Annotated in this window: 22 protein-coding genes and 1 pseudogene; 8 read left to right on the top strand and 15 right to left on the bottom strand. The window is 56.5% G+C overall.

The window, feature by feature from the left end:
• The first annotated feature begins 133 nt into the window (after positions 1–133).
• Complete coding sequence (dtpA, locus tag ACG1VR_RS13290; RefSeq protein WP_172570162.1) at positions 134–1,639, top strand: dipeptide/tripeptide permease DtpA; 1,506 nt, start codon at positions 134–136, stop codon at positions 1,637–1,639.
• A 111-nt stretch (positions 1,640–1,750) separates the two neighbouring features.
• Positions 1,751–2,353 carry a glutathione transferase GstA gene (gene gstA / locus ACG1VR_RS13295; protein WP_172570163.1) on the top strand — a complete coding sequence of 201 codons (603 nt, stop codon included), beginning with the start codon at positions 1,751–1,753 and terminating at the stop codon, positions 2,351–2,353.
• Between the two features lie 54 nt (positions 2,354–2,407).
• Here the strand turns inward: gstA and pdxY are convergent, their stop codons facing one another.
• The 5 genes from pdxY to anmK form a co-directional block, all read right to left on the bottom strand.
• Entirely contained in the window at positions 2,408–3,268 is an 861-nt protein-coding gene (gene pdxY / locus ACG1VR_RS13300; protein WP_016536121.1) for a pyridoxal kinase PdxY, read from the bottom strand.
• A 90-nt stretch (positions 3,269–3,358) separates the two neighbouring features.
• Positions 3,359–4,633, bottom strand: a complete 1,275-nt coding sequence (tyrS, locus tag ACG1VR_RS13305; protein ID WP_227317596.1) for a tyrosine--tRNA ligase — start codon at positions 4,631–4,633, stop codon at positions 3,359–3,361.
• Between the two features lie 138 nt (positions 4,634–4,771).
• Positions 4,772–5,428 carry a pyridoxamine 5'-phosphate oxidase gene (gene pdxH / locus ACG1VR_RS13310; protein WP_016536119.1) on the bottom strand — a complete coding sequence of 219 codons (657 nt, stop codon included), beginning with the start codon at positions 5,426–5,428 and terminating at the stop codon, positions 4,772–4,774.
• A 57-nt stretch (positions 5,429–5,485) separates the two neighbouring features.
• Complete coding sequence (mliC, locus tag ACG1VR_RS13315; RefSeq protein WP_172570164.1) at positions 5,486–5,809, bottom strand: C-type lysozyme inhibitor; 324 nt, start codon at positions 5,807–5,809, stop codon at positions 5,486–5,488.
• A gap of 91 nt (positions 5,810–5,900) precedes the next feature.
• A complete protein-coding gene (anmK, locus tag ACG1VR_RS13320) occupies positions 5,901–7,025 on the bottom strand; it encodes an anhydro-N-acetylmuramic acid kinase (RefSeq protein ID WP_395489033.1) in 1,125 nt (374 codons plus the stop codon).
• Positions 7,026–7,319: 294 nt separating this feature from the next.
• On the opposite strand from anmK, the gene ACG1VR_RS13325 reads away from it, so the two are divergent.
• Positions 7,320–7,784 (top strand): glycine zipper 2TM domain-containing protein, encoded by a 465-nt coding sequence (locus ACG1VR_RS13325; protein WP_016536115.1) that lies wholly within the window; start codon positions 7,320–7,322, stop codon positions 7,782–7,784.
• A 31-nt stretch (positions 7,785–7,815) separates the two neighbouring features.
• On the opposite strand, the gene ACG1VR_RS13330 is transcribed toward ACG1VR_RS13325, so the two are convergent.
• The 8 genes and pseudogenes from ACG1VR_RS13330 to slyA all read right to left on the bottom strand — a co-directional run bounded on the left by ACG1VR_RS13330 (position 7,816) and on the right by slyA (position 15,994).
• Positions 7,816–8,709: an ABC transporter substrate-binding protein gene (locus ACG1VR_RS13330; RefSeq protein ID WP_395489034.1), complete on the bottom strand. Its 894-nt coding sequence runs from the start codon at positions 8,707–8,709 to the stop codon at positions 7,816–7,818.
• 1 nt (position 8,710) lies between these two features.
• Positions 8,711–9,484: an amino acid ABC transporter ATP-binding protein gene (locus ACG1VR_RS13335; protein WP_016536113.1), complete on the bottom strand. Its 774-nt coding sequence runs from the start codon at positions 9,482–9,484 to the stop codon at positions 8,711–8,713.
• Entirely contained in the window at positions 9,468–10,397 is a 930-nt protein-coding gene (locus ACG1VR_RS13340; RefSeq protein ID WP_395489035.1) for an amino acid ABC transporter permease, read from the bottom strand. Before ACG1VR_RS13340 ends, ACG1VR_RS13335 begins: the two co-directional genes overlap by 17 nt.
• A gap of 9 nt (positions 10,398–10,406) precedes the next feature.
• Positions 10,407–10,916 carry a GNAT family N-acetyltransferase gene (locus ACG1VR_RS13345; protein WP_016536111.1) on the bottom strand — a complete coding sequence of 170 codons (510 nt, stop codon included), beginning with the start codon at positions 10,914–10,916 and terminating at the stop codon, positions 10,407–10,409.
• Between the two features lie 10 nt (positions 10,917–10,926).
• A pseudogene (locus ACG1VR_RS13350) lies at positions 10,927–13,188 on the bottom strand (NtaA/DmoA family FMN-dependent monooxygenase).
• Between the two features lie 48 nt (positions 13,189–13,236).
• Entirely contained in the window at positions 13,237–14,358 is a 1,122-nt protein-coding gene (locus tag ACG1VR_RS13355; RefSeq protein ID WP_395489036.1) for an amidohydrolase, read from the bottom strand.
• The gene (locus ACG1VR_RS13360; RefSeq protein ID WP_395489037.1) at positions 14,355–15,356 is read right to left on the bottom strand and encodes an MsnO8 family LLM class oxidoreductase; all 1,002 of its coding nucleotides are present in this window, start codon (positions 15,354–15,356) and stop codon (positions 14,355–14,357) included. Before ACG1VR_RS13360 ends, ACG1VR_RS13355 begins: the two co-directional genes overlap by 4 nt.
• 191 nt (positions 15,357–15,547) lie before the next feature.
• Entirely contained in the window at positions 15,548–15,994 is a 447-nt protein-coding gene (gene slyA, locus ACG1VR_RS13365) for a transcriptional regulator SlyA (protein WP_016536105.1), read from the bottom strand.
• 175 nt (positions 15,995–16,169) lie between these two features.
• Here slyA and ACG1VR_RS13370 point away from each other — a divergent pair, with 175 nt between their 5' ends.
• Genes ACG1VR_RS13370 through ACG1VR_RS13380 form a run of 3 tightly spaced genes read left to right on the top strand, consistent with a single transcriptional unit; the run spans position 16,170 to position 19,298 of the window.
• A complete protein-coding gene (locus tag ACG1VR_RS13370; protein ID WP_016536104.1) occupies positions 16,170–16,406 on the top strand; it encodes a DUF1656 domain-containing protein in 237 nt (78 codons plus the stop codon).
• Positions 16,407–16,410: 4 nt separating this feature from the next.
• Complete coding sequence (locus tag ACG1VR_RS13375) at positions 16,411–17,268, top strand: HlyD family secretion protein (protein ID WP_016536103.1); 858 nt, start codon at positions 16,411–16,413, stop codon at positions 17,266–17,268.
• Positions 17,269–17,276: 8 nt separating this feature from the next.
• Positions 17,277–19,298: an FUSC family protein gene (locus ACG1VR_RS13380; protein WP_395489038.1), complete on the top strand. Its 2,022-nt coding sequence runs from the start codon at positions 17,277–17,279 to the stop codon at positions 19,296–19,298.
• 3 nt (positions 19,299–19,301) lie between these two features.
• Here the strand turns inward: ACG1VR_RS13380 and ACG1VR_RS13385 are convergent, their stop codons facing one another.
• Together ACG1VR_RS13385 and ACG1VR_RS13390 are read right to left on the bottom strand one after the other, a co-directional pair.
• Positions 19,302–20,198 carry an aldo/keto reductase family oxidoreductase gene (locus tag ACG1VR_RS13385; protein WP_395489039.1) on the bottom strand — a complete coding sequence of 299 codons (897 nt, stop codon included), beginning with the start codon at positions 20,196–20,198 and terminating at the stop codon, positions 19,302–19,304.
• A 56-nt stretch (positions 20,199–20,254) separates the two neighbouring features.
• Positions 20,255–20,494, bottom strand: a complete 240-nt coding sequence (locus ACG1VR_RS13390; protein WP_172570170.1) for a DUF1289 domain-containing protein — start codon at positions 20,492–20,494, stop codon at positions 20,255–20,257.
• Positions 20,495–20,660: 166 nt separating this feature from the next.
• Between ACG1VR_RS13390 and eptA the strand changes: the two genes are divergently transcribed.
• A complete protein-coding gene (eptA, locus tag ACG1VR_RS13395) occupies positions 20,661–22,289 on the top strand; it encodes a phosphoethanolamine transferase EptA (protein ID WP_395489040.1) in 1,629 nt (542 codons plus the stop codon).
• Between the two features lie 73 nt (positions 22,290–22,362).
• The gene (locus ACG1VR_RS13400; RefSeq protein WP_172570172.1) at positions 22,363–22,962 is read left to right on the top strand and encodes a TetR/AcrR family transcriptional regulator; all 600 of its coding nucleotides are present in this window, start codon (positions 22,363–22,365) and stop codon (positions 22,960–22,962) included.
• The last annotated feature ends 23 nt before the right edge of the window (positions 22,963–22,985 follow it).

Here is a 22,985-nt window from a genome sequence, read left to right on the forward strand (position 1 = left end):
CCCCTTGCCTGAGGCACCCGGATAGTGAACATTACCAGCCGTTTTTCCTTCCTTATAACTAGAAAGTGCATGCCGCCTCGGTATTGCAACAGCAAGCCCCTTATTAAAGCGGGATGTAAAAAAAGAGGTATATGTGTCGACTGCAAACAAAAAACCAGCGGAAAGCGTGAGTCTTAACGCCTTCAAGCAACCTAAATCGTTCTATCTGATTTTCTCTATTGAGCTCTGGGAGCGCTTTGGCTATTACGGCCTGCAAGGCATCATGGCCGTTTATCTGGTCAAAATGCTGGGCATGTCCGAAGCGGACTCCATTACGCTGTTCTCCTCCTTTAGCGCCCTGGTCTATGGCCTGGTAGCGATTGGCGGCTGGCTGGGCGATAAAGTGCTCGGCACCAAGCGCGTTATCATGCTCGGGACTATCGTGCTGGCCATCGGCTATGCGCTGGTAGCCTACTCCGGGCATGACGTCAGCGTGGTCTATATCGGTATGGCGACCATTGCGGTAGGTAACGGCCTGTTCAAGGCAAACCCTTCCTCCCTGCTGTCCACCTGCTACGATAAAGACGACCCGCGTCTGGACGGTGCATTCACCATGTACTACATGTCCATTAACATCGGCTCCTTCTTCTCTATGCTGGCTACGCCGTGGCTTGCCGCGCAGTACGGCTGGAGCACCGCGTTCTCTCTGAGCTTCGTCGGGATGCTGATTACCCTGGTCAACTTCATCTTCTGCAAGAAGTGGGTTAAAAACTACGGTTCTAAACCTGACTTCGCGCCGGTTCACTTCGGTAAGCTGCTGACCACCATCGTTGGTGTGGTTGTGCTTATCGCCGTTGCAACCTGGCTGCTGCACAACCAGGGCATTGCTCGCGCCGTACTGGGCCTCGTCGCTCTGGGCATCGTGTTTATCTTCGGTAAAGAAGCTTTTGCCATGAAAGGTGCCGCACGCCGTAAAATGATTGTGGCCTTCATCCTGATGGTTGAAGCTATCGTCTTCTTCGTGCTGTACAGCCAGATGCCAACCTCCCTGAACTTCTTCGCGATTCGTAACGTGGGCCATGAAATCATGGGCATCACCTTCGAAGCCGAGCAGTTCCAGGCGCTGAACCCGTTCTGGATAATGATTGGTAGCCCGATTCTGGCCGCTATCTATAACAAGATGGGCGACCGCCTGCCGATGCCGCACAAGTTTGCTATTGGTATGGTGCTGTGCTCCCTGGCCTTCCTGGTTCTGCCGGTCGGGACTAAATTCGCTAACGAAGCGGGTATCGTTTCCGTTAACTGGCTTATCCTGAGCTACGCGCTGCAAAGCATCGGCGAGCTGATGATCTCCGGCCTGGGCCTGGCAATGGTTGCGCAGCTGGTTCCACAGCGTCTGATGGGCTTCATCATGGGCAGTTGGTTCCTGACTACCGCAGGTGCGGCAATCATTGCCGGTAAAGTTGCAGGCCTGATGGCGGTGCCGGAAAACGTGACCGACCCGCTGCTGTCCCTGGAAGTTTATGGCCGCGTATTTATGCAGATTGGTATCGTCACCGCAGTGATTGCCGTGCTGATGCTGCTGACCGCGCCTAAGCTGAACCGCATGACGCTGAGCGAAGACAAAGCTGAGAAAGCTTCAGAAACCGCGACCGCGTAACATTCCGGGAAAAAAATCGGTCTGTAAGCCGCCAGCTTTAACGCTGGCGGCTTTTTTTTTACCTGAAGCCGCACTAACATGGATTAACTTAGTGCCCTAACGGAGTTCGTGATGAAACTGTATTTCAAGCCCGGTGCCTGTTCCCTTTCCCCACACATTATCCTGCGCGAATCTGGGCTGGACTTCTCTCTGGTCAAAGTAGACCTGGCGAGCAAACGTACCGAAAATGGTGACGATTTCCTGGCGATTAACCCTAAAGGCCAGGTTCCCGCCCTGCTGCTGGATGATGGTTCGCTGCTGACCGAAGGCGTGGCTATCGTGCAGTACCTTGCCGATAAAGTACCGGACCGCCAGCTGCTGGCTCCCACCGGCAGCATGACGCGTTACCACACTCTGGAGTGGCTCAACTACGTTGCCACCGAGCTGCACAAAGGCTTCTCTCCGCTGTTCAACCCGGCGACCCCGGAAGAATTTAAGGCTGTGGTACGCAAGCAGCTGGAGAAAAAATTCCACTACGTGAATGAAGAGCTGAAAGACAAACAGTGGCTGATGGGCTCCCGCTTTACCGTGGTGGATGCCTACCTGTTTACCGTGCTGCGCTGGGCCTATGCTCTGAAGCTGGAGCTGGCTGGTCTGAGCAATATTGAAGCCTATCTGGAACACATGAAGGCGCGGCCTGCGGTTGCCGCGGCGCTGGCTGCCGAAGGCCTCTAAACGCCCGCCGGAGCCGTTATAGCAAAACGCCCTCAAATGAGGGCGTTTTTTATTTTACAGCTTCACCGCGGTGAAGTAGTGCTCAGGTTTGGCTATACCGTCCTGAGCCGCCACCAGCTGTAGCTCGTACTCTTCCATACGTTTGGTGACCACCATAATGTCGTACACCGCCGCCGTGACGTGCTCCAGCGCTTCGCGCAGCGTTGCGCCCTGTAGCAGCTTGACCAGCAGCAGACCGCTGGTCACGTCGCCCACGCCAACCGGCTGGCGCTCGCCAAAATCCACCAGCGGGCGATGGATATGCCACGCTTCATCGGCGGTGACCAGCAGCATTTCAAAACGATCCTGCTGGTAGCCCGCGCGCGCAAGATGTTTCACCAGCACGATTTGCGGACCCTGAGCAATCAGCTCGCGGGCGGTAGCCACGGCTTCCTCAACGTTGTTCACGCCGTGGCCGCTGAGGATTTCCAGCTCAATCAGGTTTGGGGCAATGATATCGCTGGCGGGCATGGCATAGCGGGTGTGGAATTCGGCCACGCCCGGCGCAACGATGCAGCCTTTTTCAGGATGGCCCATCACCGGATCGCAGAAATATTTGGCGTTCGGGTTAGCGGCTTTCACCTGACGGACGATAGAAAGAATATGCTCCCCCTGCTCCGCAGATCCCAGATAGCCGCTCAGCACCGCGTCGCAGCGCTGCAGCTGACCGATATCGGCAATGCCCTGCACAATTTCACTCAGGTGGCTGGCTGGCATCACGCTGCCGGTCCACTTTCCGTATTGAGTATGGTTGGAGAACTGCACCGTGTTCAGCGGCCAGACGTTAGCGCCCAGCCGGCGCATCGGAAATTCGGCCGCGCTGTTACCGGCGTGGCCAAATACCACATGAGACTGAATGGCAAGGATGTTTTTCATTTTTTCTACTCGGGTGAAACGCCTGGCGTTGTGCTTGAAGAGTAAAAATAAAGGGCGTGGTTTTCGCCACGCCCTTCGGGTCTGACTAGCTTATTTCCAGCAAACGAGGCAGTAGTTCTTCTTACCGCGACGCAGCAGGGTGTAACGGTTAAACAGAATGTCGCCGTCGGTAAAGGTGTATTCCGGGTCAGACTGTTTTTCGCCGTTAATGGTAATGGCGTTCTGGGCAATGGTTTTACGGGCCTGGCCACGGGATGGCTGTAGCTCGGAGTCAACCAGCGCCTGTTGCAGGTCCGCGCCGCGCTCGATTTCAACCATCGGCACGCCGTCCTGGGCAAGCTGTTCAAAGTCCGCTTCGCTCAGGTCGCTGAGGTTGCCGTTAAACAGGCTGGCGGTAATACGCTTCGCCGCGGTCAGGCCTTCTTCGCCGTGAACCAGGCGGGTAACCTGCTCGGCCAGCACATACTGGGCACGAGGCGCCGCGCCGCTGTTTTTGTCTTCTTCTTCCAGAGCGTTGATCTCTGCGATATCCATAAAGGTGAAGAACTTCAGGAAGCGATAGACGTCAGCATCGGCGGTGTTGATCCAGAACTGGTAGAACTTGTACGGGCTGGTTTTCTTCGGATCCAGCCATACCGCGCCGCCTTCGGTTTTACCGAATTTGGTGCCGTCTGATTTGGTGATAAGCGGCACGGTCAGGCCGAAGGCCTGCTGCTGGTGCAGGCGGCGGGTCAGGTCGATACCGGATGTGATGTTGCCCCACTGGTCAGAACCACCGATTTGCAGCACGACGCCGTGCAGCTTATTCAGGCAGGCAAAGTCATAGCCCTGCAGCAGGTTGTAGGAAAACTCGGTGAACGAGATACCCACATCGTCACGGTTCAGACGCTGCTTCACGGCTTCTTTGTTAATCATCTGGTTAACGGAGAAGTGCTTGCCGATATCACGCAGGAAGGTCAACACGTTCATGTTGCCGAACCAGTCATAGTTGTTCGCGGCTACCGCGGAGTTGTCGCCGCAGTCAAAGTCGAGGAACGGTGCAACCTGGCGGCGGATTTTTTCCACCCACTCCTGCACGGTGTCTTCGGTATTCAGCTTACGCTCAACCGCTTTAAAACTTGGGTCGCCGATAAGGCCCGTTGCACCACCCACCAGCGCAACCGGTTTATGGCCTGCTTCCTGAAAACGTTTCAGGCACAGCAGCGGAACCAGATGGCCCAAATGCAAGCTGTCGGCGGTAGGATCGAAGCCGCAATAGAGTGCAATTGGCCCTTGCGCCAGTCGCTCTGCTAACGCTTCCTCATCCGTCACCTGGGCAACTAAGCCCCGCTCTTGCAATTGTTTTATCAAATTGATGTTCGCCATCAAATTCTCCATCTCTATACGACTGCACCTTGGCCGGTACACGGCTTTTCGCCCACTGGCGAAAGTAATACTTTTTGGGGCGTATAGAATAAAGCGCCGGCACGCGTAGTACCAGCGCTTAACATGAAAATCCTGACCTTACGGGGCGAGACGGTCTATTTTCCAGGCAGTTCCTTCGCGTTGATAAAGGAAACGGTCGTGCAGACGGTGTTCGCCGCCCTGCCAAAATTCCATTTGCTCAATACTTACGCGATATCCGCCCCAGAAGCTCGGGAGCGGCACTTCGCCCTGCTGGAATTTTTGCTTCAGTTCGAGGAATTTGCTTTCAAGCACGCCGCGCGCCGAAATACGGCTCGACTGCTTCGACACCCAGGCGCCTATCTGGCTGTCCTTCGGGCGGCTGTGGAAGTATTTCATCACTTCCAGCGTAGAAAGACGTTCGGCGGTGCCCTGTACCATCACCTGCCGGTCCAGCATATGCCAGGGGAAGTGCAGGCTTATACGCGGGTTGGTTTCGAGATGGTGAGCCTTGCGCGAGCCGAGGTTGGTATAAAACACCAGCCCTCTCTCATCGAAATGCTTCAGCAACACGATGCGCTGATATGGCTGGCCGTTTTCATCAACCGTGGCGACGACCATCGCGGTAGGATCGGCGAGTTTTGCCTCGCAGGCCTGCGCCAGCCAGCGTTCAAACAGCGGCAGCGGCGTGTCGGTAAGGTCACGACGGCGCAGGCCGCCCTGGGTATATTCGCGGCGCAGATGGGCAATTTGTTGCAAAGAATCGTTATCAGACATGGCGTTACGTCAGGCTATCCTCGGGTGGAGCTATTGTGCTCTCCACCCTGATAAATCTCAACGTTTGGCGGTCTGTATATGGCAATTATTCAGCACGATATTGTCTTTGCGGTAGACGGTCGCGTCATCGCCCTTAGACCAGAACACATACACGCCGTCGGTATAACGCGCCCCGGAGGCGGAAAGCCCCTGAGTCAAGGTCAGCAGCTGATTGTCATAGACGAAGCTTACCTGCTGTTTGTCGTTATTGAGCTTCACGGTCAGCGGCTTTTCGTCGCACTGGTAGGCCAGCGTGTCGGTATGCATTTTTTCAAGGAAGGCGTTGTAGTAGCTACAGCCGGCGAGCAGCAGCGGAAGCGTGGCAACAAGCAGTTTTTTCATCTTTTTATCCTGAAGGCGTTCTTATCCCTGGAGGGCATGCGCCCTCCTCAACGTCTTCAGTTTAGAAGCTTTTCCCGCGGGATAATTTCAGTTAACTCTGATTATGCGACGGGTTTGCCGGATAGATAGCGCCGAGCACCGTCGCCCTGGACGCGCCGGTGACCGACGGCAGGTTGCCCGGCAGGCCGGACATAGTACGGTAGGCAAGCCAGGCGAAGGCCAGAGCTTCCATATCGTCGCCGCTGATGCCCGCTTCGTCGGTTGTGGTGACTTCAATCCCCGGCAACAGAGCCGCCAGCCGCGCCATCAGCAGTGGATTACGGCTGCCGCCGCCGCAAACCATCACCCGCTCGCAGCCGCCGCTCAGCAGCACCTGTTCGGCAATCGTCGTGGCCGTCAGTTCGGTTAGCGTAGCCTGCACGTCCTCTCCGGCCAGCGCCGGGAACATGGCCAGCTGGCGCTCAAGCCAGCCATAGTTGAAATATTCACGCCCGGTACTCTTCGGCGCGGGAGCGGAGAAATAAGGGTCGCTCAGCATTTGCTGTAACAGGGGGATGATAACTTTGCCGCTGTTCGCCCACTGCGCGTCTTTATCGTAGCCTTTGCCTTTTTGACGCCAGATCCACGCGTCCATCAGCATATTGCCCGGCCCGGTATCATAGCCCCTGACCGGCTGGCCGGGGATCAGCAAAGAAAGATTGGCGATACCGCCGATGTTCAGCACCATGCGTCTTTCCACCGGATGCGCCAGCAGCGCCTGATGGAATGCAGGCACCAGAGGCGCGCCCTGCCCACCGAGCGCCATATCGCGACGGCGGAAGTCGCCTACTACGGTAACGCCGGTCAGCGCGGCGATTTGATTGTTATCGCCAATTTGCATGGTGTGGGCGGCCTCGCCCTGCGGTTCGTGCCACACAGTTTGCCCGTGGCAGCCAATGGCGGTGACGTCTTCGGGCCGCAGCCCTTCACGCTCCATCAGAATTTGCACCGCCTCGGCGAACAATTTTCCTAAGCGATTGTCCAATTGACCCAGTTGAGAAAGCGTAAGCTGCTGCCCCTGGCAAACGGCAAGAACGGCGTTTTTGATGGCCAGCGGCATCGGGTGGCTGTAACTCGCCTGCTGGGCAACCAGATGCTCATCGATAGCGGCAAGCACCACATCGATGCCGTCCAGGCTGGTTCCTGACATTACGCCAATATAGCGACCTGACTTCATCCAACACTCCTTATTGTTACCGGGGACTGTAACTTGACGTCGATAAACTAGCACGCAATGCTATGATTTATTAATATATTTTATTAATAATCTGTGTAACGAAGCGCAACAAAAACGGGGTGACTTAATGCAAATTCACTTCAATACAGCGGTTTAGCCATTGTTAAAGGCGGCTGGTTTACTATTTTTACAAGATTGTTGTCGAACAAATATGAACTGTGGCGAGGAATTGCCATATAATTTAGCCATAACGGATGCTCACTGAGCGTTGATGGGTACACAGGAGAGGTATAAATGATTTCACGTATTCTGGCTATTTCACTGGTAAGTCTGACGCTGGCTGGCTGCGCCAATGAATCGCTGTCCGGCGATGTTTATAATGCATCCGAAGCTAAACAGGTAAGAACCGTGACCTACGGTACCATTACCCACGTTCGCGCGGTCACCATTAAAGGCAGCGAAGGCAGCAGCACCATCGGCGCTATCGGCGGCGCGGTACTCGGCGGCCTGCTGGGTAACACCGTTGGCGGCGGTACCGGACGTACTCTGGCAACCGCAGGCGGCGCAGTAGCCGGTGGCCTGGCGGGTGATGCCGTTGGCGGCGCAATGAGCAACAGTAAAGGTGTTGAGCTGGAAATCCGTAAAGATGACGGCCAGACCATTATTGCCGTGCAGAAACAAGGCGACACCCGCTACTCCGTGGGCCAGCGCGTAGCTATCTCCGGCAGCGGCAACAACATCACCGTTGCCCCTCGCTAAATAAAAATGGCCCGTTCATCGGGCCATTTTTTTAGTACGTTATGCCGGGCGGGTTGACCTCCGATTCGGCCACTGCCTCGCCCTGCTCCCCCCATCTCGCCAGCACCTGCTGATATTCGCCCCGTTTAATTGCCCCATCCAGCGCCGCCTGTAGCGCAAACACTAAGCCGTTGCCCTTTTTCGTCGTGGTCGCGACGTAGGCCTTTTTCGGCCCAAGCCCCACAACCCGCGTGGTGCCGTTAAGCGCCGCTTTATAAGAGGCAACGGACTGCGGGCCAAAGAAGACGTCTGCCCGGCCGGACTGAATATAGAGATTGCCCGAAGCATCGTCGGTGAGATACACCGGCTGCGCAGGCTCGCGGCCCGCCTTTTCGTTTTCAGCATTCCAGCCCAGTAAAATACGCTCCTGGTTGGTGCCGGAGCCTACTATCACCCTGCGCCCGGCGAGATCTTCCGCCTTGCTGACGGCCTTTATCGGGCTGCCGGACTTCACCGAGAACGCCAGCGAATCCACGCGATAAGTGGCAAAATCGAACTTTTCTTTACGCTGTTCGGTCACCGCAATATTCACCAGCGCCACGTCATAACGCCCGGAGCTGATGCCCAGCGGCCAGTCTTCCCATGCCGTGGGGACCAGCTTTAGCTTCAGCCCAAGGCTGCCCGCCAGCAGGCGAGCGATATCCGGGTCACTGCCGATACGCGTCCGGTTATCGCTTACCAGCAACGCAAGCGGCGGCGAATTGAGCGCCGAGATAGCCACCGTCAGCGTGCCCGGCTCAATGAATTTATAGCCGGTGGGGATTTTGCTTATCGCCTGCTCGTCCCGCGTTGTCGGGAGCGGTTTTTCATTTGCTGCCAGGTCAAGACCGCCCTGCGCCGTGGAGGTCGAGGCATAAATCATCAAAGCCAGTAATCCATATTTCATTTCACAGCACCTTCGATAAAAACTGCCGGGTACGCGGATGCTGCGGATAATTGAGAACCTCATCGCTGCTTCCCTGCTCGACAATTTTGCCATCCACCATAAAGACCACCTGGTCTGCCACTTCACGGGCAAAGCCGATTTCGTGCGTCACAACCACCAGCGTGGTGCCCGAACGCGCCAGTTTCTTAATCACGTCCAGCACTTCGCCTACCAGTTCCGGGTCCAGGGCAGAAGTGGGTTCATCGAACAGCATCACGCGCGGGCTGAGCGCCAGAGCACGGGCAATAGCGATACGCTGCTGCTGCCCGCCCGACAAATGCCGCGACCAGGCGTCGGCCTTATTGCGCAGGCCGACCACATCCAGCAGGTCATATGCCCGCTCAACCGCTTCTTTACGGCTGAGCTGCTTATGGGCGATGGGTGCCTCAATCAGGTTTTCCAGCACCGTGAGATGCGGGAACAGGTTGAAATTCTGGAACACATAGCCGACGTTCACCCGCTGGCGCAGGATCTCTTTCTCTTTCAGCTCATACAGCTTGTCGCCCTTCAGGCGGTAGCCAATGTAGTCCCCGTCAATTTGAATAAAGCCTTCATCCACGCGTTCAAGGTGGTTAATTGCCCGCAGCAACGTGGACTTGCCGGAGCCGGACGGCCCGAGAATAACCGTCACCGTACCGGGCGGGATCTCCAGCGAGACTTCGTCCAGAGCTTTATGGCGGCCAAAGTATTTGCTGACCCCGGTAATCGAGATATGGCCGCTATGAGAGGTTGGCATGAATCGGCTCCTGGGTTGTGGCTGGCGGGGTAACGGCGACGTTGCGGGTTGAGGAACGAGCCTGATTAATCGCGGAGCGGCGTTCGCTGCGCGCCAGAGAGCGTTCGACCAGGTGCTGGATAATCGACAGCACGCTGGTAATGACCAGATACCAGACCGCCCCGACCATCAGCAGCGGGATCACCTGCTGGGTGCGGTTGTAGATCATCTGGATGGTATAAAACAGCTCCGGCATCGCCAGGACATATACCATCGCCGTGCCTTTCGCGAGGCTGATGATTTCATTAAAACCCGCCGGAAGAATGGTTCTCAGCGCCTGGGGAAGAATGATGCGCACGGTGCGCCGCCAGGCGGGTAGCCCCAGAGCGGCGGCAGCTTCATACTGCCCGTGATCCACGCCGAGAAAACCTCCGCGCACAATCTCCGCCGTGTAGGCGCTCTGCACCAGCGTCAGGCCCACGACGGCGGTGGAAAACTGCCCCAGCACGTTGATAGTTTCGTAGCTTGCCCAGGTGATGCCGGTAAAAGGCACGCCGAGCGAGAGCGTGTCGTACAGGTAAGAAAAGTTATATAGAACGATAAGCACGACTATCAGCGGCAGCGAGCGGAACAGCCAGATGTAGCCCCAGGCCAGGCTACTGAGCAGCCAGGAAGACGAGAGCCTCGCCAGCGCCAGCAGGCCGCCAATGACCACGCTCAGGGCCGTTCCCAGCAGGGTAAGCAACAAGGTCTGCCCCAGCCCCTCGAGAATAACGGGGTCAAAGAACCAGCGGGCGAATACCGACCACTCCCAGCGCGGATTAAACGCCACGGACTGCACCACCACCGCCAGCACAAACAGAGCAATCACCGCGCCGACGGCACGCAGGGGGTAGCGCGCGGGCACCACCTTAATGGTTTCAGAAGTTTTCATCGTTTCTCCTCAGGCCGTCTTACTCAGGCTTTGCAGTGACAATATTTTGGTGAAACGCAGCCGCCCGTCGTAAGGAGGCTGGCTGAACTCTTCCGGGTCGCGTTGCAGGTCAAATTGCGCTTCATATCCTTCGCTGAGATAGAGCCTGACGGCCTCGGGCTGGCGGAAGCCAGTCGTCAGATAGATACGGCTATAGCCCGCAAGCAGAGCCAGCCGCTCTAGCTCGCGCACGACTCGCCCCGCCAGCCCCTGCTTGCGCAGCGTGCCTTTGGTCCAGATGCGCTTAATTTCCGCCGTCTGTTCGTCATAGGGTTTATAGGCTCCGGTAGCGATGATTTCTCCATCACGCTCAAGGACGACAAATATCCCCTGCGGCGGCAGATACCACTCGGTTAGCTCCACCTCCGCATCGCGCGAAAAGTAATCCCCATAGCGGGCGGCGTACTCCCCGAACAGGCCGCTGATTATCGGCTGGAGCTCCGGCGCCTCCGGCGATAAAACACGAAAATGTTCGCTCATCGTGACCTCCTCAGTCGCCTAAACCGGCTGGGTTAATTTCCGAAGCGGGAATACGTTCCACGCCCTCGCCCCAGCGATTAAGCACTTTGTCGTAATCGCCGTTTTTAATTGCGCCGTTGAGCGACGTCTGCACCGCTTCCACCAGGCCGCCGCCTTTTTTCAGGGTCACGGCGATATGCGCGGCTTTCGGCCAGCCGCCGTCCACACTGCCCACCAGCTTCGTTTTCCCCGTCAACGCCGCTTTCCACGCTCCGGTGACATTCGGCCCAAACCAGGCGTCCGCGCGCCCGGACTGGAGCGCAAGGGTCAGCGCCGCATCGTCTTTGGTGTAGACCGGCGTAAACGGTTTCAGGCCTTTCTTTTTGTTCTCTTCATTCCAGGCCAGCAAAATCGCCTCCTGGTTGGTGCCGGAGCCGACGATAATGCGCAGCCCGGCAATTTCTTGCGCGTTGGTAATTGACTTAATCGGGCTGTTGGTCTTCACGTAGAAGCCCAGCGAGTCCTTACGGTAGGTGGCAAAATCGAATTTCTCTTTGCGCTCTTTGGTGACGGTAATATTGCTGATCGCGGCATCATATTTCCCGGAAGCCACGCCCAGCGGCCAGTCCTCCCACGAAGTCGGCACCACGTTAAGCTCAAGGCCAAGGCTGTCCGCAACCAGGCGGGCAATATCCACCTCGCTGCCGAGCAGGGTTTTATTGTCGTCGGAGAACACCGTCAGCGGCGGGGAATTCAGCGCCGCCACCGCCACGGTAAATTTACCCGGCACGGCAAAGCGGTAATTTTGAGGAAGCTGGGCAATAGCCTGCGGGTTCTTAGCGGTATGGACTGGCGCTTTGTTAGCTTCCACGCTCACGCCGGTGCCGTTAATCGTAACGTCGTTTGCCCACGTAAGCGGAGCCCAGGCCAGAGCAATAGCCAGTAATAGCGATGATTTCTGCATAGCGGTTTCTCTTTTTTATTTGCCGTAGCGATTTTTAGGTTGTGTAAGACCAAAGCTCTCCCGCAGCGTGCTGCCGGGGTAGTCCGTGCGGAACAGTCCGCGCTTTTGCAGAACGGGTACGACCTGCTCTACAAAACGTGGGAAGGTGTCTGGCGTGCCGCCCTGGATAATAAAACCGTCCGCAGCCTGTTCTTCAAACCACTGTTGCAGGCCGTCGGCCACCTGTTCCGGCGTGCCGAAAAAGCGCGGGCGCGGGCTGGCAGCTTCAAGGGCAACCTGCCGCAGCGTAAGCCCCCGTTCGCGGGCGTTGCGTTTGATTTCATCGGTTGTGCTGCGGAAGCTGTTTTGCCCCAGGTCGCCGATGTCCGGGAAGGGTTCATCCAGCGGATACTGGCTAAAATCATGGTGCTCGAAATAGCGCCCGAGATAGTTCAGCGCGTCGTTTACGGAAACCAGCGCCGCCGTAGTTTGATACTGCCGCTCAACGTCATCGGCGTCCTGGCCGACAATAACGCTGACGCCCTGGAAAATATGCAGCGAATCAGGCTCGCGCCCCTGTCCTTCCAGCTGATTTTTCACATCCCGATAGAAGACTTTTGCCTCCGCGAGGCTTTCATGGTGAGTGAAGATTGCATCGGCGTGTCGCGCCGCCAGTTTTTTACCGTCATCGGAGGCTCCAGCCTGGAAGATAATCGGCCTGGCCTGCGGAGTGCGGCCGATATTTAGCGGGCCTGCAACCTGGAAAAAGTCTCCCCGGTGGTTCAGGGCATGAAGTTTTTCGGCGTCAAAAAACTGGCCGCTCTCTTTGTTGCGAACAAAGGCATCTTCTTCCCAGGAGTCCCACAGGCCTTTCACCACGTCGAGATATTCATCAGCAATTCGGTAGCGCAGAGCGTGTTCCGGGTGCTTCTCCCGGGAAAAATTCTTTGCCGAGCCTTCAAGCGGCGAGGTCACAACGTTCCAGCCAGCGCGCCCGTTACTCAGGTGGTCCAGGCTGGCAAACTGCCTGGCCGTGGTAAAAGGATCGCTGTAGGAGGTCGATAACGTTCCCACCAGCCCAAGATTTTGGGTCAGGCTTGCCAGCGCGGATAATACGGTGAGCGGCTCGAAGCGATTTAAAAAATGCGGGATGGATTTTTCATTAATATATAAGCCGTCGGCGACAAATAAAAAGTCCAGCTTTCCCTCTTCGGCTTTTAACGCGGTTTGTTTGACGAATTCAAAATTAATACTGGCATCCGCCGTTGCTGCCGGATGACGCCACGCGGACATATTTCCCGATGCGCCATGTAATATAGTGCCAAGACGTAATTGCCGTTTTGCAGACATGCCCGATCCTTATGCGAGCCGCCCCGGCCCGCAATAATGAGTATTTAATTAAAGTTGTTTTAATGCAGCCTGCGCTAAATGTGAGAAATAGCGGGCTGCCGGTTCAATTAGTTTTTCGTCGGGATCAAAGCCCGGGTGATGCAGGCCATAACGGCTCTCGCTCCCGATGCTGACAAAAGCGCCGGGAATATGCTGGAGGTATACCGCAAAATCCTCGCCGCCCATATGCAGATCGGCGGGGCGGGTTTCGTACCCCTCGGCTGCCGCAATTTCATCGGCGAAGGCCGCCCAGCGCTCATCGTTGATCAGCGCGTCCGGGCCGGGATGCCACTCAACTTCTATTTGCGATCCAAAGGCGGCGGCGAGCCCTGCGGCAATTTCTCCGACCCGCACTTTTACGGCTTCCCGCACGGCGGCGCGATGCGTGCGCAAGGTGCCTTCAAGCTCGACGCTTTCCGGCAGAACGTTCCAGGTGTTGCCCCCGGCGATACGCGTTACGCTGAGTACCGCGGAATCAAGCGTATTCACCTCGCGGCTGGTAATGTTCTGAAGCAGGCTAACCAGCTGGCTGGAAAGCAGAATGGCGTCCTTACCCTCGTGGGGACGAGCGGCATGAGCGCCTTTGCCGGTCACCCGGATAATAAAGCGGTCCACGTTAGCGTAGAACGCTCCGCCGCGGGTGGCGAAAGCGCCAACCGGCAGGCCGGGTTCATTGTGCATGCCGAAAATAGCCGATACGCCCTGCAGGACTCCGGCGTTAATCAGCAGCTGCGCGCCGCCAAAACGTTCTTCTGCTGGCTGAAACAGGATGCGTACTCGCCCATCCAGCTCCGCTTCATGCTGTTTAAGCAATAAGGCCGCGCCCAGCATCACGCTGCTGTGGACGTCGTGGCCGCAGGCGTGCATAACGCCAGGATGCTGCGAGCTAAACGCCACGCCGCTGGTTTCCTCGATGGGCAAAGCATCAATGTCCGCCCGAAGCGCCACAACGCGCTCCCCGCTGCCAATCTCGGCCACTACGCCGGTTTTCAGTTCGTAAGGAAGCAGGCGAATATCCGCGCTTTGCAGCCAGTCGCGGATGCGGGCCGTAGTCGCCACTTCCTGAAGGGAAAGCTCGGGGAACTGGTGAAGTTCACGCCGCCAGGCAATAAGCTGTTGGCCAAAACTCATAACACCACCTCCGTCGTCGCGTGGGCTTCGGCCAGCAGCCGCAGGGAAGCAATGCGCGCCGGGCCTTCCGCCAGCGGGGTATCGATAATAAATTCATTAATGCCGTAGATCTGGTGCAGCGCTTCCAGCCCCTCACGAACTGTTTCCGGGGTGCCTTTCAGCAGGGAGGGTTCACGCCGGACCAGGCTGCGCAACGGGCTTCCCGACTGGCGGGCAAAGCTGCGGCCCTGCTCCTCGCTGGCAACGCTGACGCGCTGGCCGTTTTCCAGTTCGACGCCCCAGACTTCAACCTGTTGCGCCAGGCGTTCGGCTTCGGCAACGTCCTGGGCAACAACGGCCTGAACCGCCACCAGCACGTCGCGGCGGCTGTTAGCCCGCCAGTAGCTCAGCACCTCGTGCAGCAGCGCTTTGTCGCCGTTCAAATGGGCGGCGAAAACAAAATTCCAGTCGAGGCTGGCGGCAAGTCTTGCGCTTTGCAGGCTGGCTCCCAGCAGGAAACCCTCCGGGCGCTGGGCAGGTAGCGGCGTGGCGCGAACGCCGTCCTCTTCCGCCGGATCGGTCAGCGAAAGCCAGTTATCGAGCTGGGCGAGCTGGTCGTCGAACGTGCCTTTGGCCTCGGGCGAGCTTCCCAGTTGTAAAACCTGGGTTGAGCGCGGCAAACCACCGGGTGCTTTTCCCACGCCAAGATCGACTCGCCCCGGGGCAAGCGATGCCAGCAGATTAAAGTTTTCAGCAACTTTGTATGGGCTGTAATGTTGCAGCATCACGCCGCCGGAGCCGATGCGAATACGTTTCGTCTGCCCGGCAAGCCACGCAATCACCACTTCCGGCGAAGGGCTGGCCAGCTGCGCGGTATTATGATGTTCGGCAATCCAGAAGCGGTGATAGCCCCATTCTTCTGCCCTTTGGGCCAGATACAGAGTACGCGCCAGCGCATCCGTCGCGCTTTCGCCGTTTGCAATCGGGCTTTTATCCAGAATACTGATGCGATAAGACATAATGCAGGCTCGTTTTTATTAACATGCCTTCATTATTAAAAGCGCGGCGCGCCGGAGAGAAACAATTAAATAACATTAACACTTCTGAAATATAGATAAACAAATCGTGATAGCAGAGATTTATTATCTGTCCAGCTATCAGGCATAAAAAAAGCCCCACCCGACGGTGAGGCTTTACCTGATGAGCGAAATTAACCGCGGCTTTGCAGCTCGATAATGTTCTGCTCGAGGCGGCTTATCAGGTTAATTAATAGCGCCTGCTCTTCGCGAGAAATTCCGGTAAGAATTTCACCGCGCGTTTCGTTTATCACGCTCTCCATCTGTTCGATAATCGGTGCCGCTTGCTCGGTCAATTTAATGCGCTTTGCCCGACGGTCGTTAGCACAGGTTTTACGGGAAATTAATCCCTTCTCTTCGAGCTGATCCAAAGTACGAACCAGTGATGGCTGCTCGATCCCGATCGCTTTTGCCAACTGAATCTGCGACTGATCTGGCGGCAGCTGATGAATATTATGCAGCGTTACCCAGTGTGTCTGTGTCAATTCCAGAGGTTTGAGACGATGGTCGATCAGAGCACGCCAAATGCGTACCAGGCGGGCCAGATCCGATCCTAATGGCGATGGCGATTCCAATTTCATCTCCTTATAATTAGCTTGCTAACTTATTATACTGATTTTAGACTATTGTGCAGGCATTAATTGTTAAAAACAAATCCCTTACTTTCGCTGAAGTTATGCAACCAGCTATACTTTTATTCTACATCTAAGTGAGGGGAAACGGCAGCCATCCCCGTTTTTTAAAGGATTATCGTACGTGAGTCTCACTTTTAGCCCGTCCGGCTTCCCGCTTCAGGATCTTGTGGTCGGGGCCTCCGTTTACTTCCCCCCGCTGTTCAAAGCGGTCTTTCTCGGCTTTTTTATCTGGCTGGTGGTGCATCGCCTGCTGCGCGACTGGATCTACTCCGGTGAAATATGGCACCCCACGCTGATGGACTTATCCCTCTTCTCGCTCTCCGTAAGCGGCGCGATGGCCCTTTTAGTTTTCTGGTAACGAAATGAATTTAAAAACAATAAAATACTTTTCTACCCTGCTTGTTCTTGCCGCCGCGCTGCTGGCAGGCTGGCTGCTGTGGAACTACTACATGCAATCGCCGTGGACGCGGGACGGTAAAGTTCGCGCCGAACAGGTGAGCATTACGCCGCAGGTTTCCGGCACCATTGTTACCCTGAACGTGAAGGACAATCAGTTCGTCAGCAAAGGCGCGCCGCTGTTTACCCTGGACGCAACGCCTTACCATATCGCGGTGCTTAATGCCGAAGCCCAACTGGCAAAGGCCCAGTCCGATCTGGCAAAGGCCAGTAACGAAGCGAATCGCCGCCATAATCTGCCGCGCAACTATATCTCCGCCGAAGATATGGATACCGCGAATATCAACGTTAAAGCGATGCAGGCGGCGGTAAAAGTAGCCCAGGCCACGCTGGAGCAGGCGCAGTGGCAGCTGTCGCAAACCACGGTCACCGCCCCGGTTGACGGCTGGGTCACTAATCTTTCCTCGCGTCCCGGCAACTACGCGACCGAAGGCAAACCCGTATTCGCCCTGGTCGACAGCCACTCGTTCTACGTCGTCGGCTATTTTGAAGAGACCAAGCTGCGCCATATTCAGCCGGGCAACGCGGTGCAAATCGTCCTGTATAACGGTAACCAGAAGCTGAGCGGCAAAGTTGAAAGCATCGGCCGCGCCATATACGACCAAAGTATTGAAAGTGACAGTGATTTGGTGCCGGACATCAAACCAAATGTGCCGTGGGTTCGCCTGGCGCAGCGCGTGCCGGTACGCATTAGCCTGGACGCCGTGCCTCAGGGCGTGACGCTGGTATCGGGCACTACCTGCACCGTTAGCGTTCAGCCCTGAGCCGCCCGATGAACCTGAGTTTCCTCGAATGGCGTAACACTCCGTGGGGTAAAGCGACCGGCGGCCAATGGCGCTATGCGCTACGCAACGCTATTGCAATGGGCATGGCGCTCACCATCGCCTATGCGCTCGATCTGGACGAACCTTACTGGGCAATGACTTCCGCGGCGGTGGTCAGCTTCCCTACCGTTGGCGGCGTCATCAGCAAAAGCCTCGGGCGTATTGCCGGGAGCTTTATCGGCGCGGCCGCCTCGCTGATTATCGCCGGTAATGCACTTAACGATCCCTGGCTGTTTACCTTCGCCATGGCCAGCTGGCTGGCGCTGTGTACTTGGGCTTCCAGCCATTTTCAGAATAACGTCGCCTATGCGTTTATGCTGGCAGGCTACACCGCGGCGATTATCGCCTTCCCGATGGTGAATACCCTCGAGTCAACCCAGCTTTGGGATATCGCCCAGGCGCGAGTTTGCGAGGTGGTTGTCGGGATTTTGTGCAGCGGTTTTATGATGATGGTGCTGCCGAGCACTTCTGACGGCAGCGCTCTGGTCAGCGCGTTGAAAAATATGCACGCCCGCCTGCTGGAGCACGCCAGCCTGCTGTGGCAGCCGGAAACCACCGATGCCATACGCACCGCGCATGAAGGGATTATCGGCCAGATCCTGACCATGAATCTGCTGCGCATTCAGGCGTTCTGGAGCCACTACCGCTTCCGGCGGCAAAACAATTTACTGAATTATCTCCTGCACCAGCAGCTGCGGCTGACCAGCGTTATCTCCAGCCAGCGCCGCATGTTGCTGAACTGGCCGGAAGCTCCGGCGAATATCTGGTCGGTGCTGGACAGCCTGCTGCGCGAGCTGGCAAAGCCGGATGCCAGCAAATACGCGGTTGCAAAGCTGCTGCAACAAATTGCGCCTGGCTCTGCGGATGATTATCGCCACCAGGCGTTCTGGCACCGCCTGCGCTATTTTTGCTGGCTCTATCTCAACAGCAGCCGCTGGCTGAGGGAGCTGGAAAACGCTACCCCGGTTTCAATTATTACGCCGCCCGAGGCTCCGCCTCTCGCCCGCCATACCGACAACGCCGAAGCGCTGTGGAGCGCGCTGCGCACCTTCTGCGTTATCACCCTTACCGGAGCCTGGTGCATCGGCACCCAGTGGGAGTCCGGGAGCGGCGCGCTGTCGCTTGCCGCGATTAGCTGCGTGCTTTATTCCTCGGTTGCTTCACCGCTTGGGTCGCTGACGCTGCTGATGCGCACCCTGCTCTGGCTGTCGCTGTTTAGCTTCCTGGTCAAATTTGGCCTGATGATCCAGATAACCCAGCTCTGGCAATTCCTGCTTTTCCTGCTGCCGCTGCTGGCAACCATGCAATTGTTAAAATTGCAGCAGCCCAAACGCGCCGCCCTGTGGGGACAGCTGATCGTGTTTATGGGGTCATTTCTCGCCGTCAGCAATCCGCCGGTTTATGACTTTGCCGGTTTTATGAATGACAACCTGGCAAAAGTGCTCGGGGTCGGCATCTCCTGGCTCGCGTTTTCGGTCCTCAAGCCGAGCTCGGATACCCGCCGCAGCCGCCGCCATATCAGAGCGCTGCGGCGCGGTTTTATCGACCAGCTCAGCCGCAAACCGCAGCACAGCGAAAGCCAGTTTGAGTCGCTGGTTTATCATCACATCAGCCAGCTAAGCAGCAGTAAAGATGACGCGGCCCGCCGCTGGCTGCTGCGCTGGGGCGTGGTTCTGCTTAACTGTTCGCATGTTGTCTGGCAGCTACGCGGCTGGGAAACGCGCTCCGATCCGCTGTCGATGGTGCGGGATGTCTGCATCCATACCCTGCGCGACGTGATGAGCGAACGCGGCGTACTGCAAAGGCCGCTGGCGGAGTCACTTAAGGAACTACAGAGGATCTGCGAAACGCTGGCGCACCATCATGATCCGGCGGCGCGGGAACTGGCGGAAATTATCTGGCGGCTTTACTGCTCGCTTTCGCAGCTGGAACAGGCACCGCCTGCCGGAACGCTGGCAGGCGGTCAATAACAGTTAAGGCACGTCGTAACCGAGAGCCGCTTTGCGGATGCGGAACCATTGCTGGCGGCTCATTTCCAGCGACAGGGAGTGGATAGCGGAGCGTACGCGCTCGATTTTGCCCGAGCCGATGATCGGCAGCGGAGAAGACGGGAGGCGCATCACCCAGGCGTAAACCACCTGTTCGATAGTGTCGGCGCCCATTTCTTCCGCCACTTTTTGCAGCTCGTCGCGCAGCGGCTGGTACGCATCATCATTAAACAGGCTGCCGCCGCCGAGGCATGACCACGCCATCGGACGAATGCGCAGTTGCTGGAGCTGATCCAGCGTGCCGTCAAGCAGCAGCGGCTGGTGTACCGGGGAGAGCTCCACTTGGTTGGTTGCCAGGGTAAACGGCAGGCGGGACTGTAACAGCGCAAACTGGGCCGGCGTAAAGTTAGATACGCCGAAGTGGCGTACCTTGCCACTGTGGTGCAGCGCGGTAAACGCCTCGGCCACTTCATCGGCATCCATTAGCGGGTCCGGACGGTGAATAAGCAGCAGGTCGATATAGTCGGTTGCCAGCTTTTTCAGGGAGCTTTCCGCGCTGCTGATAATGTAATCGCGGTCGGTAATATAGTGACCAATAGCGTTCTCTGGCTTCGCCGTAGTGGCGATACCGCACTTGGTAACAATCTCCATTTTGCCACGCAGATGCGGCACCAGGCGCATGGCTTCCCCAAACGCAGCTTCACAGGCATAACCACCATAAATATCGGCGTGGTCCGCGGTGGTAATACCCAGCTCAACGTGCTCTTCAATGAAACTCGCCAGCTGGCGAGGCGACATATTCCATTCCATCAAACGCCAGTAGCCCATCACCAGGCGTGAAAACTCCGGTCCCTGCGGGGCAATCGTAATGCGCTGTACCATAAAAATATAACCTCAATAAGGAAAAGAACTGCCCCGAGTATAACGGCGCTGAATGATTAAAACAGTGAGGGCTGCTCGGGTTCTTCAGGAGAATTTGGCTTGTTTGCTCGTAACTTGCGCAATAAACGCTGGCGGCACAGGCGCAGCACGTCCTGCTTTTGCCCGTCGCTCATTTGCTGCCACTGAAAGCGCTCATCCCGGCTGCGCATACAGCCGCGGCAAAAACCGCGCTCATCCGACTGGCAGATGCCGCGACAGGGACTCTGAATGGGGAAGAACTCAAGCTGTTCGGACACTAACCCACCTCGCTGGCGACTTTGCATCAATTGAAGCCCGACTCTTGCCGGGATGCAAGCGCGGCGGCTAAATAATCGTCGCCCGGATAAAAGCTGGCGAAATTAAGGTTGAGCTAATCTTCCCTCACTATTCTGGCGGAAATTCTGTTTTGTATTCACGGCTTATATGGATTTCCTGAGAAAGTTACGATGTAACGACGCGCAATTTAACCTCTGCTGCGCCTTTTTCTTCACCCTGATTAACTCGCTGTTTATTCGCCGCAGCTGGCAGCTGATCGCCCCGGACTCTTTTCACAGCTGGCTCTTTGCCGCCTCGGTGCCGGTAGTGCTGTTTTGCGCCTGGCTGACCATCTTTAGCGTGATTAACCTGCCGTGGCTGCGCAAACCCGTGCTGGTGCTGCTGGTTATCGGCTGCGCGGCCAGCAACTATTTTATGTTTACCTACGGGGCCGTCATCGATAAAAACATGATGGTTAACGTGTTTGAGACCGACTCCCAGGAAGCCGCCGCCCTGGTTACGCCGCAGCTGATAGGCTGGCTGACGCTGGCTGGCGTGGTTCCCGCCCTTGCACTGGCCGTGGTGAAAGTTTCGCCTGCCCGCTGGTGGCATACTGTCCTTACCCGCCTGGTGAGCATTCTGGCCGGGCTTCTGGTGATAATCCTCGTTGCTTCGGTGTTTTATAAAGATTACGCCTCGCTGTTTCGCAATAATAAAGGCGTGGTGAAAATGGTCACCCCGGCAAACTACATCAGCGCCATTAGCCGCTATAGCAAAGAGCGCTGGTTTGCAGGAGACCAGACGTTAATCAAAATTGGCGAAGATGCTCAAAAAGGCGCCATCATTCGCCACCAGGCGAAGAAAACGCTGGTGCTGCTGGTGGTTGGAGAAGCCTCGCGAGGCGAGAATTATTCCCTTGGCGGCTACCAAAGAGAAACCAATCCGCAGCTTAAAAAACAGCAGGTGATTTACTTCCAGAAAGCGTCATCCTGCGGCACGGAAACGGCGGTGTCGGTGCCGTGCATGTTTTCCGATATGCCGCGTAAAAGCTACGATGCCGACGTGGCTCGCCACCAGGAAGGCGTGCTGGACGTGCTCGCTCACGCCGGGGTAAATGTTCTGTGGCGCGACAACGACGGCGGCTGCAAAGGAGCCTGCGACCGTATACCCCATAGCGATATGACTCAATGGCGGCTGGATTTGTACTGCAAAGATAACGCCTGCATTGATGACGTCCTGCTCCACCGCCTGGATAATGTGATTGACGGATTGCGCCACGACACGGTGATTGTGCTGCACCTGATGGGCAGCCACGGCCCGGCCTATTACCAGCGCTATCCGGAAAACTTCCGTAAATTTGCCCCAACCTGCGACAGCAATCAGATTCAGGATTGCAGCCGCCAGGCGCTGATTAACTCCTACGACAACACCATTCTGCATACCGATGACGTGCTGAGCCGCACCATCGACAAACTAAAGCAACATCAGGAGAAGCTTAACACCGCCCTGATTTATCTTGCCGACCACGGGGAATCTCTCGGCGAGAACGGCATTTACCTGCACGGCACGCCTTATATGCTGGCGCCTTCACAGCAAACGCATATTCCTCTGCTGGTCTGGCTGTCCCAGGATTACCAGCAGAATTTTGCCGTCGATAACGTCTGCCTGGCCCAAAAAGCCGCCAGAGATGAGGTTTCGCAGGATAATTTGTTCTCCACGCTGCTGGGCATGATGAACGTTAATAGTTCGGTTTATCAGAAAGATATGGATATTCTTGCCGACTGTCGTCGCCGTTGAAATCCGGCAGTCGTGAAAAAAAGCGAGCGTCGGGTATTGCATTAGACTGACTGGTCTACTACATTCTGTAGCCATGAATCGACATCCTGAACACGACACTCGCGAACACCTGCTTGCCATCGGCGAACGGCTCTGCCTTGCCAGAGGCTTTACCGGCATGGGTCTTAGCGAACTGTTACGCACGGCGGAAGTGCCAAAAGGCTCGTTCTACCACTACTTTCGCTCTAAAGAAGCGTTTGGCGTGGCGATGCTGGAGCGTTATTACCAGGCGTCGAACCAGCGGCTGGCGGAACACTTTGCTAACGGTGAGGGCAACTACCGCCGCCGTTTGCTGAAGTGGTATCAGGATATGTTGAGCTATTTTTGCCAGAGCGGAAACCTGAGCAACTGCCTGGTGGTTAAGCTGTCGGCAGAAGTGTGTGACCTTTCGGAAGATATGCGCGGCGCGTTAAACAACGGCGGCGCACAGGTTATCGCCCTGCTTGCAGACGCCCTTGAAAAAGGCCGTGCGGAAAAAAGCCTGAGCTTTGAAGGCGAGGCTTTTGACCAGGCAATGGTGCTTTATGCATTGTGGCTCGGCGCCAGCCTGCAGGCAAAAATTTCCCGCAATGCCGTGCCGCTGGAAAGCGCCCTTGCGCATGTGCAAACCCTATTAGCTGAACCCGTTTGTTAACGGGTTTTTATTTACGAAATTAC

Origin of the sequence: Cedecea davisae, from assembly GCF_044095835.1 — a bacterium.
In the GTDB taxonomy this organism is placed as follows: domain Bacteria; phylum Pseudomonadota; class Gammaproteobacteria; order Enterobacterales; family Enterobacteriaceae; genus Cedecea; species Cedecea davisae.

Bases quoted from the DNA above. Each gene is read 5' to 3' on its own strand.
- gstA (WP_172570163.1), top strand. From the start codon at position 1,751: ATGAAACTGTATTTCAAGCCCGGTGCCTGTTCCCTTTCCCCACACATT.
- pdxY (WP_016536121.1), bottom strand. From the start codon at position 3,268: ATGAAAAACATCCTTGCCATTCAGTCTCATGTGGTATTTGGCCACGCC.
- tyrS (WP_227317596.1), bottom strand. From the start codon at position 4,633: ATGGCGAACATCAATTTGATAAAACAATTGCAAGAGCGGGGCTTAGTT.
- pdxH (WP_016536119.1), bottom strand. From the start codon at position 5,428: ATGTCTGATAACGATTCTTTGCAACAAATTGCCCATCTGCGCCGCGAA.
- mliC (WP_172570164.1), bottom strand. From the start codon at position 5,809: ATGAAAAAACTGCTTGTTGCCACGCTTCCGCTGCTGCTCGCCGGCTGT.
- anmK (WP_395489033.1), bottom strand. From the start codon at position 7,025: ATGAAGTCAGGTCGCTATATTGGCGTAATGTCAGGAACCAGCCTGGAC.
- ACG1VR_RS13325 (WP_016536115.1), top strand. From the start codon at position 7,320: ATGATTTCACGTATTCTGGCTATTTCACTGGTAAGTCTGACGCTGGCT.
- ACG1VR_RS13330 (WP_395489034.1), bottom strand. From the start codon at position 8,709: ATGAAATATGGATTACTGGCTTTGATGATTTATGCCTCGACCTCCACG.
- ACG1VR_RS13335 (WP_016536113.1), bottom strand. From the start codon at position 9,484: ATGCCAACCTCTCATAGCGGCCATATCTCGATTACCGGGGTCAGCAAA.
- ACG1VR_RS13340 (WP_395489035.1), bottom strand. From the start codon at position 10,397: ATGAAAACTTCTGAAACCATTAAGGTGGTGCCCGCGCGCTACCCCCTG.
- ACG1VR_RS13345 (WP_016536111.1), bottom strand. From the start codon at position 10,916: ATGAGCGAACATTTTCGTGTTTTATCGCCGGAGGCGCCGGAGCTCCAG.
- ACG1VR_RS13355 (WP_395489036.1), bottom strand. From the start codon at position 14,358: ATGAGTTTTGGCCAACAGCTTATTGCCTGGCGGCGTGAACTTCACCAG.
- ACG1VR_RS13360 (WP_395489037.1), bottom strand. From the start codon at position 15,356: ATGTCTTATCGCATCAGTATTCTGGATAAAAGCCCGATTGCAAACGGC.
- slyA (WP_016536105.1), bottom strand. From the start codon at position 15,994: ATGAAATTGGAATCGCCATCGCCATTAGGATCGGATCTGGCCCGCCTG.
- ACG1VR_RS13375 (WP_016536103.1), top strand. From the start codon at position 16,411: ATGAATTTAAAAACAATAAAATACTTTTCTACCCTGCTTGTTCTTGCC.
- ACG1VR_RS13380 (WP_395489038.1), top strand. From the start codon at position 17,277: ATGAACCTGAGTTTCCTCGAATGGCGTAACACTCCGTGGGGTAAAGCG.
- ACG1VR_RS13385 (WP_395489039.1), bottom strand. From the start codon at position 20,198: ATGGTACAGCGCATTACGATTGCCCCGCAGGGACCGGAGTTTTCACGC.
- eptA (WP_395489040.1), top strand. From the start codon at position 20,661: ATGGATTTCCTGAGAAAGTTACGATGTAACGACGCGCAATTTAACCTC.
- ACG1VR_RS13400 (WP_172570172.1), top strand. From the start codon at position 22,363: ATGAATCGACATCCTGAACACGACACTCGCGAACACCTGCTTGCCATC.